Genomic DNA, 9,604 nt, shown 5'->3' on the forward strand with positions numbered 1-9,604 from the left:
TGATCCTGTCCCGGTTGCGCCATCTCGGCGAACTATTCCGGTTGTACTGGTTTGACCGTCGGACGGACGGGACAGCGGGAGACTCGGACCGACGGTTCCAACCGGCCGGTAACATCCGGCGCATGGAGCCCCAGTTGCTGCATCGCGTCACGGACGCGGTGGCCACCGTCGTCGTCCACCACCCGGCCAAGCGCAACGCCATGACGGCCGCGATGTGGCGGGCGCTGCCCCCGCTGCTCGACGCCCTCGCCGCGGACCGGGCGGTCCGGGCGCTGGTGCTCACCGGCGCGGACGGCACCTTCTGCGCCGGGGCCGACATCTCCACGCTGGCCGACGGGCCGCGCGAGGCGCAGCGGCTGGCCGTGGAGGCCGAGGAAGCCCTGGCGGCCTTCCCGAAGCCGACGCTGGCGGCGGTCCGCGGGCACTGCGTGGGCGGCGGGGTGCAGCTGGCCGCCGCCTGCGACCTGCGGTTCGCCGAGGAGGGGGCGCTGTTCGGGGTGACCCCGGCCCGGCTGGGGGTGGTCTACCCGGCGTCCGCCACCCGGCGGCTGACGTCGCTGGTGGGCCCGGCCGGCGCGAAGTACCTGCTGTTCTCGGGCGAGCTGATCGGGACCGGGCGGGCGCTGCGCACGGGCCTGGTCGACGAGGTACTGCCGGCCGGCGGGCTGGACGGGCGGGTCGCGGAGTTCACCCGGGTCCTGGCGGCCCGGTCGGGGCTGACCCAGGCGGCGGCGAAGGAGTTCGTGGACGGGCGCACCGGCCGGGAGGCGTACTGGGCGGCGCAGGCCGACGGCAGCGGCGACACGACGGAGGGCGTCGCCGCGTTCCTGGAGCGCCGTCCGCCCCGGTTCACCTGGCACGCCCCCGCGTCGGGTTGAACCGGCCGCACGGCCGTTCCCCACATACTGACCGGTTGGTAACGTGCCCGGCATGACGACTGCCGCCATCGACCGGCGCCCTGGCCGCCGCTGCCACAACGTGCTCAACTCGCTGCACTCGACGCACTACTTCTCGCCCGACCTGGGCCGGGAACTGGGCGCCCTCGGGGTCACCGACCCCCGGGCCGTCAACTTCGCCGTACGGGCCGCCGCGCTGGGTCCGGTCGGCGCCGGCGCGGTCACCGCCGCCTTCTACAACTACAAGCACGAGCTGGTCGCCCGGCACCTCCCGGCCGTCTGGACGACGGTGACCCCGGAGCAGGCCCTCGCGGCACGCGCGCGTGCCGTCGACGCCACCCTGCGCCGGCTGCTGGGCGAGGACGCCCTGGTGTCGGCCGAGATGACGGAGGCCGCCGGGCTGGCACTGCGCGCCGCCGAGGGGTGTTCGCGCGCCGCCCGGCCGCTGTACTCCGCCCACGCCGACCTGCCGGTGCCCGACGCGCCGCACCTGGCGTACTGGCACGCCGCGACCCTGCTGCGCGAGCACCGCGGCGACGGGCACCTGGCCGTGCTCATGGCCGCGGGTCTGGACGGCCTGGAGGCGCTGGTGACGCACACCGCGACCGGCAAGGGGCTGGCTCCGAAGTGGGTGTTCGGCACGCGCGGCTGGTCCCAGGAGGAGTGGGACGCGGCGGTCACCCGGCTGCGGGACCGCGGGCTGCTCGACCCCGCCGGGGAGCTGACCGAGGAGGGCGCGGCGCTGCGCGCGGAGATCGAGCGGGAGACGGACCGACTGGACGCCGGTCCCTACGAGCACCTCGGCGCGGCGGGCGTCGCTCGGCTGACCGAGCTGGGGTCGGCCTTCGCCCGCACCGCGCTGGGCGCGGGCGCCTTTCCCACGGACCTGCTCGGGAAGGCGTGAGGGGCGGTGGGAGGAGGGCCGGTGCGGGAGACGGGACACGGAACATCGTGCAGGCGGTGCGGGCCCAGAAAGCGTCCCGGTTCATCGGGCTGGCCACCCCCTCGGTGGCCGACAGCCGCGACGGCCGGCACTGGAAGCTCAAGGTGCTGCCCGTCATGGCCCGCCTGACCATGCCCAACGCGCTGAAGGAACTCAACGGCATGCCCGAGGCCGTCACCTCGTCCGGCCTCGGCCACACCATCGCCCGCGTCACCAACCCACCGACAAGCCCGCGACCGGCCGGATCCGCACCGGCTGAGGGCGGCAGGCGGGCCCGTCTGGAGGTCGGAGTGAAGGCCGTCGCGAGGCCCTGGAAAGGCCGAGCCTGCGGGGGCGGCAGGAGCGCCGTCGCGGGGCCATAGGAAGGCTGGGCGGGCCACGGGCAGGCGCGAGGGCCGCTGCAGGACCGTAGGAACGCCGAGCAGGCACGAGGGCCGTCGCAGGGCCATATGAAGGCGGAGCAGGCACGAGAGCCGCCGCAAAGGCCGGGCGGGCCGCGGCCGGCACGAGGGCCGTCGCAAGGCCATACGAAGGCCGTGCACACCGGTCGGCACGAGAGCCCGGCGCAAGGCCGATGTGCGGGCCGGGAGGCGGGCCCTCGCGCGTCGGCCCCGCTGGTGGTGGCCACCACCCCGGCCGGCACCACCGACACCCCGGCTACCGCCGTGCCCGAGATGCCTGCGGCCCTCTGCGACGCGCTCTTTGAGCTCTGGCCCGTTCGACGTGCTCCACGAGCCCTGGCCCACCGCGCTGGCCGCCCGTCGGCCGACCGCGGCGTGAGGATCGTCGCAGGGCCGACGCGAGGCCGTCGGCGGGGCCGCCGTACGGGCCGACGGCCGGGTCGGCATGCGGCCCGGCCGGGTCCGCATGCGGGCCGACTGCGGGGCCGCCGTGCCGGCCGTGGGCGGGGCCGGTGTGAGAGCGACAGGAAGGCCGGCATGGCGCGCTGATCGGCTCGGCAGGCATGGCGGGGCCGCTGCGAGGTACCCGTTCTCCACCCGGTCGGACCGGCCGGGTGGACAGAGGGAGGCTCTTGTGTTCCGTGCCATCGCAGACGTGCTGCGCCAGATCGGCGGCGCCATCGCGACCGTCGTGACGCTGCCCTTCCGGGCCCTGGCCCGGCTCTTCGGCGGGGCGTCGAGCTCGACCCGCAGCCGCCGGGCCTGAGCACGCCGCCTCCGACCTGCCCGGACGCCCGCCCTGATCCCCGAGTGTCGGTGCGGCCTGCCACAATTGCCGCGCAACCTCAGTGAGAAGGCGGTACGGGATCGTGACGACACCCGAGTCGATCGACGTTGGGTCCATCGAAGGCAGGATCGCCGAGGAGCTCGGCGTACGGGAGCGGCAGGTGAAGGCCGCGGTGGAACTGCTCGACGGCGGTTCGACCGTGCCCTTCATCGCCCGCTACCGCAAGGAAGCGACCGAGATGCTCGACGACGCGCAGCTGCGCACGCTCGAGGAGCGGCTGCGCTATCTGCGGGAGCTGGAGGAGCGGCGGGCCGCGATCCTCGACTCGGTGCGTGAGCAGGGCAAGCTCACCGAGGAGCTGGAGGCGCGCATCCGGGGTGCCGAGACCAAGGCGCGCCTGGAGGACGTCTACCTGCCGTACAAGCCCAAGCGGCGCACCAAGGCGCAGATCGCCCGCGAGGCCGGTCTGGAGCCGCTGGCCGAGGGCCTGCTGGCCGACCCGGGTGTCGAGCCCCTCGCGGCCGCCGCCGCGTTCGTCGACGCGGACAAGGGCGTGGCCGATCCGCAGGCCGCCCTGGACGGGGCGCGGGCCATCCTCACCGAGAAGTTCTCCGAGGACGCCGACCTGATCGGCGAGCTGCGCGAGCGGATGTGGACGCGGGGGCGGCTGGCCGCCAAGGTGAAGGACGGAAAGGAGGAGGCGGGCGCCAAGTTCGCCGACTACTTCGACTTCGCCGAGCCGTTCACCGAACTGCCCTCGCACCGGATCCTGGCGATGCTGCGCGGCGAGAAGGAGGACGTCCTCGACCTGGTGCTGGAGCCCGAGGAGCCGACGGACGGGCCGTCGTCGTACGAGGGGATCGTCGCGTCGCGGTTCGGGATCGCCGACCGGGGGCGCCCCGGAGACAAGTGGCTGACGGACACGGTCCGCTGGGCCTGGCGCACCCGCATCCTCGTCCACCTGGGCATCGACCTCAGGCTGCGGCTGCGCACGGCCGCCGAGGACGAGGCGGTGAACGTGTTCGCGGCCAACCTGCGCGACCTGCTGCTGGCCGCCCCGGCGGGGACGCGGGCGACGCTCGGCCTGGACCCCGGGTTCCGTACGGGCGTGAAGGTCGCCGTGGTCGACGCCACGGGCAAGGTCGTGGCGACCGACGTCATCCACCCGCACGTCCCGGCCAACAAGTGGGACGAGGCGATCGCGAAGCTGGCGCGGCTGGCGAAGGAGCACGCGGTCGAGCTGATCGCAATCGGCAACGGCACGGCGTCCCGCGAGACCGACAAGCTCGCCGGGGAACTGATCACCAAGCACCCCGAGCTGAAGCTCACCAAGGTGATGGTCTCCGAGGCGGGCGCCTCGGTGTACTCGGCCTCCGCGTTCGCCTCGCAGGAGCTGCCGGACATGGACGTCTCGCTGCGCGGCGCGGTCTCCATCGCCCGCCGGCTCCAGGACCCGCTGGCCGAGCTGGTGAAGATCGACCCGAAGTCGATCGGCGTCGGCCAGTACCAGCACGACCTGTCCGAGGTGAAGCTGTCGCGCTCCCTGGACGCGGTGGTCGAGGACTGTGTGAACGGTGTCGGGGTGGACGTCAACACCGCCTCCGCACCGCTGCTCGCCCGCGTCTCCGGCATCACGTCGGGCCTCGCGGAGAACATCGTGGCGCACCGCGACGCCAACGGGCCGTTCAAGGCGCGGGGCGAGCTGAAGAAGGTCGCGCGGCTGGGCCCGAAGGCGTACGAGCAGTGCGCGGGCTTCCTGCGGATCCGCGGCGGCGACGACCCGCTGGACGCGTCCAGCGTGCACCCGGAGGCGTACCCGGTGGTGCGCCGGATGGTGAAGACCGCCGGGCAGGAGGTGGCCTCGCTGATCGGGAACACCTCGGTGCTGCGGTCCCTGCGGGCGACCGACTTCGTGGACGAGACGTTCGGTCTGCCGACCGTGTCGGACATCCTGAAGGAACTGGAGAAGCCGGGCCGTGACCCGCGCCCCGCCTTCAGGACGGCCACCTTCAAGGAGGGCGTGGAGAAGATCTCCGACCTGTCCCCCGGGATGGTCCTGGAGGGTGTCGTGACGAATGTGGCGGCCTTCGGGGCGTTCATCGACGTCGGTGTGCACCAGGACGGGCTCGCGCACGTCTCCGCGCTGTCGAAGACGTTCGTGAAGGACCCCCGTGACGTGGTCAAGCCCGGGGACATCGTCAAGGTGAAGGTGCTGGACGTCGACATCCCGCGCAAGCGGATCTCGCTGACGCTGCGCCTGGACGACGAGGCGGCACCCAAGGGCGAGCAGCAGCCGCGCCGGCAGCAGCGGGGCCAGGGCGGCGGACGGCCGCCGAAGCAGCGGCAGCAGCCCTCCGGCGGGAAGGCCGGCGACAAGGGCAAGGGGCGGTCGGCGCCGCCGCCCGCCAACAGCGCGATGGCCGACGCCCTGAAGCGGGCGGGGCTGGCGTAAGCGGGCCGGGCGGCGGGGGGCGGGGCGCGGCTAGCGTTCCGTCACCTTGCCGTCGGCCACCTCCAGGCGGCGGGTCACCCGCAGGGCGTCCAGCATGCGGCGGTCGTGGGTGACCAGCAGCAGGGTGCCCTCGTAGGAGTCGAGGGCCGACTCCAGCTGCTCGATGGCCGGCAGGTCGAGGTGGTTCGTGGGCTCGTCCAGGACCAGGAGGTTGACGCCGCGGCCCTGGAGCAGGGCGAGGGCGGCCCGGGTGCGCTCGCCCGGGGAGAGGGTGGCCGCCGGACGCAGCACGTGGTCCGCCTTGAGGCCGAACTTGGCCAGCAGGGTGCGGACCTCGGCCGGTTCCGTGTCGGGGACGGCCGTCTGGAAGGCGTCGAGCAGCGGCTCGGTGCCGTGGAACAGCTTGCGGGCCTGGTCGACCTCGCCGAGCAGGACGCCCGAGCCGAGGGCCGCGTGCCCGCCGTCCAGCGGGACCCGGCCCAGCAGGGCGCCGAGCAGCGTGGACTTGCCCGCGCCGTTGGCGCCGGTCACCGCGACCCGGTCGGCCCAGTCGATCTGGAGGGTGACCGGACCGAGCGTGAACCCGCCGCGCCGCACCTCGGCGTCGCGCAGTGCGGCGACGACCGCGCCGGAGCGCGGGGCTGACGCGATCTCCATGCGCAGCTCCCACTCCTTGCGGGGCTCCTCGACGACCTCCAGGCGTTCGATCATGCGCTGGGTCTGGCGGGCCTTGGCGGCCTGCTTCTCGCTGGCCTCGCTGCGGAACTTGCGGCCGATCTTGTCGTTGTCGCTGCCCGCCTTGCGCCGGGCGTTCTTGACGCCCTTGTCCATCCAGGAGCGCTGCGTCTGGGCCCGGTCCTGGAGGGCGGCCCGCTTGTCGGCGTACTCCTCGTACTCGTCGCGGGCGTGCCGGCGGGCCACCTCGCGCTCGTCCAGGTAGGCGTCGTAGCCGCCGCCGTAGAGGTTGATCCGCTGCTGGGCGAGGTCGAGTTCGAGGACCTTGGTGACGGTGCGGGCGAGGAACTCGCGGTCGTGGCTGACGACGACGGTGCCGGCGCGCAGGCCGGTGACGAAGCGTTCGAGGCGTTCCAGGCCGTCCAGGTCGAGGTCGTTGGTCGGCTCGTCGAGGAGGAAGAGGTCGTAGCGGGACAGCAGGAGGGAGGCGAGGCCGGCGCGGGCGGCCTGGCCGCCGGAGAGGGAGGTCATCGGCTGGTCGAGGTCCACGGCCAGACCCAGGGTGCCGGCCACCTCCTCGGCGCGGTCGTCGAGGTCGGCGCCGCCGAGGGCGAGCCAGCGTTCCAGGCTGGTGGCGTAGGCGTCGTCGGCGCCGGGCGCGCCGTCGACCAGGCCCTGGGTGGCCTCGTCCATGGTCCGCTGGGCCTCGGTGACGCCGGTGCGCCGGGCCAGGAAGGCGCGTACCGTCTCCCCGGGCCTGCGCTCGGGTTCCTGCGGGAGGTGGCCGACGGTGGCGCTGGGCGGGGACAGCCGCAGCTCGCCCTGTTCGGGGGCGGTGAGGCCGGCGAGCATCCGCAGCAGCGTGGACTTGCCGGCGCCGTTGGGCCCGACGAGGCCGATCACGTCGCCGGGGGCGACGACGAGGTCGAGCCCGGTGAACAGGGAGCGGTCGCCGTGGCCGGCGGCGAGGTTCTTGGCGACGAGGGTGGCAGTCATCAGGGCGCCGATTTTAGCGGCCGGTACGGGGCGGACTCAGCCGGGTTTCCCGTGCGCGACCGCTGCCACCAGCACGCTTTCCGATGCCCGGGCCACGAGGCAGGAACGGCCCTTGACCGCCGCGGTGTCCAGGAAGACGCGGTGGGCGCCGGGCTCCAGGACGCCGTCGAAGACCTCGCGGGTGTGGGTGCGGTGCAGCCGGTCCAGACGGTACGCGGTGAGCCGTACCCGGCAGGGCGAGGTGACCTCGATGTCCGCCGCCTCGCCGGTCGCGGTGAGGCGGGTCAGCCGGCGCCGTTCGGCGGGGGTGCGGTCGAGGGCGTGTTCGATCTGGGCGACCAGGACGGGGACGATCGGGGCGAGGATGTCGACGTAGGCGACGTCGGCACCGGCCTCGGTGAACGCCGCGCGGACGGCGGCGCGGTCCTGCTCGGGCACCGCGGCGCCGAAGGCGACGGCGCCGTACTCGCGCAGTTCCTCGGCGGAGGCGCCTGCGAGGTCGGGGGTGATGTCGGCGCCGATGTCGATGGTGCGCAGGGCGGCGGCGAGCTTGGCCAGTACGGCGACCCGGGCGCCGATCAGCAGGACACGGCGGCGCGGCGTGCCGGGGCCTTGCCGGAGCAGGGCGGAGAGCGCCGCGCGGTACTCGGCGCCGGGGAAGCGGAACGGGCCGATGCCCTGGTAGCCGTTGAGCCGGAGGTCGGCGTGCGGATCGGTCTGCCAGGCGAAGTCCTGCCAGACGTAGTCGTCGCCGTCCCGCCGGATCACGGCGGTCACCGCGCCGCACGCCAGGTCCTCGCACTCGGGGCAGCCGTAGATGATGTACCGGCCGCCGGGCAGCGGCGGTTCGGCCTCCAGCAACAGGCCGCGGACCTGCGCGGTGAAGATGGCGGGCGGGACGTCCGAGGCGAGCGGGGAGACGGCGTCGAGGTCGCTGAGGCGGAACAGCAGCGGCCGGCCGTCCACGATGAAGTCGAGGAAGTCGCGGTGGACCTGGTACGCACCCCCGGCGAGGACTCCCCCGGTCCGGGTGGCGGGGGCCAGGCCGAAGGTCGTGTACTCGGCAGACATGCGGTGAGTATTCCCGCTGTCGCGGCGTTGTGCGCATGGCCGGGCGGGTTCCGCTACCGTCCGCCTGTGGAAACCGAACTGGAGGGCGAAGTCGTCGTGGTGGGCGGCGGCGTGATCGGGCTGACGACCGCCGTCGTCCTGGCCGAGCGCGGCAGCCGGGTACGGGTGTGGACCCGGGAGCCCCTGGAGCGGACCACCTCGGCGGTGGCGGGGGCGCTGTGGTGGCCGTACCGGATCGCACCGGCCGCGGCGGCGCGCGCGTGGGCGCTGCGCTCCCTGGACGTGTACGAGGAGTTGGCGGCCCGCCCCGAGCGGACCGGCGTACGTATGGCCGAAGGCGTCCTGGGTGAGACGGAGCGGCACGAGGTCGACGGGTGGGCGGCCGATCGGCTGCCCGGGCTGCGGGCGGCGACGGCGGCGGAGTACCGGGGCTCCGGGCTGTGGGCCCGGCTGCCGCTCATCGACATGTCGGTTCATCTGCCCTGGCTGCGCGAGCGGTTGCTGGCGGCGGGCGGTTCGGTCGAGACGCGGGCGGTGACCGGTCTGCGGGAGGCCGGGGCGCCGGTAGTGGTCAACTGCGCGGGCCTCGGGGCCCGGACGCTGGTGCCGGACCCGTCGGTGCGGCCGGTGCGCGGGCAGTTGGTCGTCGTCGAGAACCCGGGCATCCGCACCTGGGCGGTGTCCACCGATCCGGAGTCCGGGGAGATGGCGTACTTCTTCCCGCACGCGGGCCGGCTGGTGCTGGGCGGTACGGCGGAGGAGGACGCCTGGTCGGCGGAGCCGGACCCGGCGGTGGCGGCCGCGATCGTCCGGCGGTGCGCGGCACTGCGGCCGGAGATCGCCGGGGCACGGGTCCTGGAACACCGGGTGGGGCTGCGGCCCGCCCGGGACGCGGTACGGCTGGAGCGCGAGGTCCTGCCGGACGGGCGGCTCCTGGTGCACAACTACGGCCACGGCGGCGCGGGCGTCACCGTGGCCTGGGGGTGCGCACGGGAGGCGGCGGGGCTGGCGGGCCGCTGAACGGGGGCGGCGGCCGGTGGCCTGACCGCCGCGCACCGGGTACGGGACGGGCGGGGGCCGGATTGCGGGGCGGGCGGGTGCGGGGGACGGGACGGCGGAGGCTGGAACACGGGGCGGGCGGACCCCGGGAGCCGGACAGCGGCGGCCAGAACACGGGACGGGCGGGGCCGGGGACGGGACGGCGGCAGCCGGGGACGGGACGGCGACAGCCGGGGACGGGACGGCGACAGCCGGGGACGGGACGGCGACAGCCGGAACACAGGACAGGCGGACCCCCGGCACCGGACGGCGACGGCCGGAACACAGGACAGGCGGACCCCCGGCACCGGACAGCGACGGCCGGAACACAGGACAGGCGGACCC

The 9,604-nt window shown here is 74.5% G+C and carries 8 protein-coding genes; 6 read left to right on the forward strand and 2 right to left on the reverse strand.

What is annotated here, in order from left to right; translation table 11 throughout:
* Positions 1-122 precede the first annotated feature (122 nt).
* The 5 genes from J7I94_RS32535 (at position 123) to J7I94_RS32550 (ending at position 5,479) form a co-directional block, all read left to right on the forward strand.
* Positions 123-878 (forward strand): enoyl-CoA hydratase/isomerase family protein, encoded by a 756-nt coding sequence (locus J7I94_RS32535; protein WP_215172997.1) that lies wholly within the window; start codon positions 123-125, stop codon positions 876-878.
* A gap of 52 nt (positions 879-930) precedes the next feature.
* Positions 931-1,800, forward strand: coding sequence for a hypothetical protein (locus J7I94_RS32540; RefSeq protein WP_215172999.1), 870 nt, complete (start codon positions 931-933; stop codon positions 1,798-1,800).
* A 56-nt stretch (positions 1,801-1,856) separates the two neighbouring features.
* Positions 1,857-2,201, forward strand: a complete 345-nt coding sequence (locus J7I94_RS32545; RefSeq protein WP_251076081.1) for a hypothetical protein — start codon at positions 1,857-1,859, stop codon at positions 2,199-2,201.
* Between the two features lie 673 nt (positions 2,202-2,874).
* Positions 2,875-3,006: an LPFR motif small protein gene (locus J7I94_RS38780; protein WP_252100478.1), complete on the forward strand. Its 132-nt coding sequence runs from the start codon at positions 2,875-2,877 to the stop codon at positions 3,004-3,006.
* A 103-nt stretch (positions 3,007-3,109) separates the two neighbouring features.
* A complete protein-coding gene (locus tag J7I94_RS32550; protein ID WP_215173002.1) occupies positions 3,110-5,479 on the forward strand; it encodes a Tex family protein in 2,370 nt (789 codons plus the stop codon).
* Between the two features lie 30 nt (positions 5,480-5,509).
* Here J7I94_RS32550 and J7I94_RS32555 read toward each other — a convergent pair whose 3' ends face one another.
* Complete coding sequence (locus J7I94_RS32555; RefSeq protein ID WP_215173005.1) at positions 5,510-7,150, reverse strand: ABC-F family ATP-binding cassette domain-containing protein; 1,641 nt, start codon at positions 7,148-7,150, stop codon at positions 5,510-5,512.
* 36 nt (positions 7,151-7,186) lie between these two features.
* Positions 7,187-8,221 (reverse strand): oxidoreductase, encoded by a 1,035-nt coding sequence (locus J7I94_RS32560; RefSeq protein WP_215173007.1) that lies wholly within the window; start codon positions 8,219-8,221, stop codon positions 7,187-7,189.
* A 66-nt stretch (positions 8,222-8,287) separates the two neighbouring features.
* On the opposite strand from J7I94_RS32560, the gene J7I94_RS32565 reads away from it, so the two are divergent.
* Positions 8,288-9,241 carry an FAD-dependent oxidoreductase gene (locus J7I94_RS32565; protein ID WP_215173009.1) on the forward strand — a complete coding sequence of 318 codons (954 nt, stop codon included), beginning with the start codon at positions 8,288-8,290 and terminating at the stop codon, positions 9,239-9,241.
* Positions 9,242-9,604: the final 363 nt, after the last annotated feature.

Source organism: Streptomyces sp. ISL-12 (genome assembly GCF_018614415.1).
Classification (GTDB): Bacteria; Actinomycetota; Actinomycetes; order Streptomycetales; family Streptomycetaceae; genus Streptomyces.

Bases quoted from the DNA above. Each gene is read 5' to 3' on its own strand.
- J7I94_RS32535 (WP_215172997.1), top strand. From the start codon at position 123: ATGGAGCCCCAGTTGCTGCATCGCGTCACGGACGCGGTGGCCACCGTC.
- J7I94_RS32540 (WP_215172999.1), top strand. From the start codon at position 931: ATGACGACTGCCGCCATCGACCGGCGCCCTGGCCGCCGCTGCCACAAC.
- J7I94_RS32555 (WP_215173005.1), bottom strand. From the start codon at position 7,150: ATGACTGCCACCCTCGTCGCCAAGAACCTCGCCGCCGGCCACGGCGAC.
- J7I94_RS32560 (WP_215173007.1), bottom strand. From the start codon at position 8,221: ATGTCTGCCGAGTACACGACCTTCGGCCTGGCCCCCGCCACCCGGACC.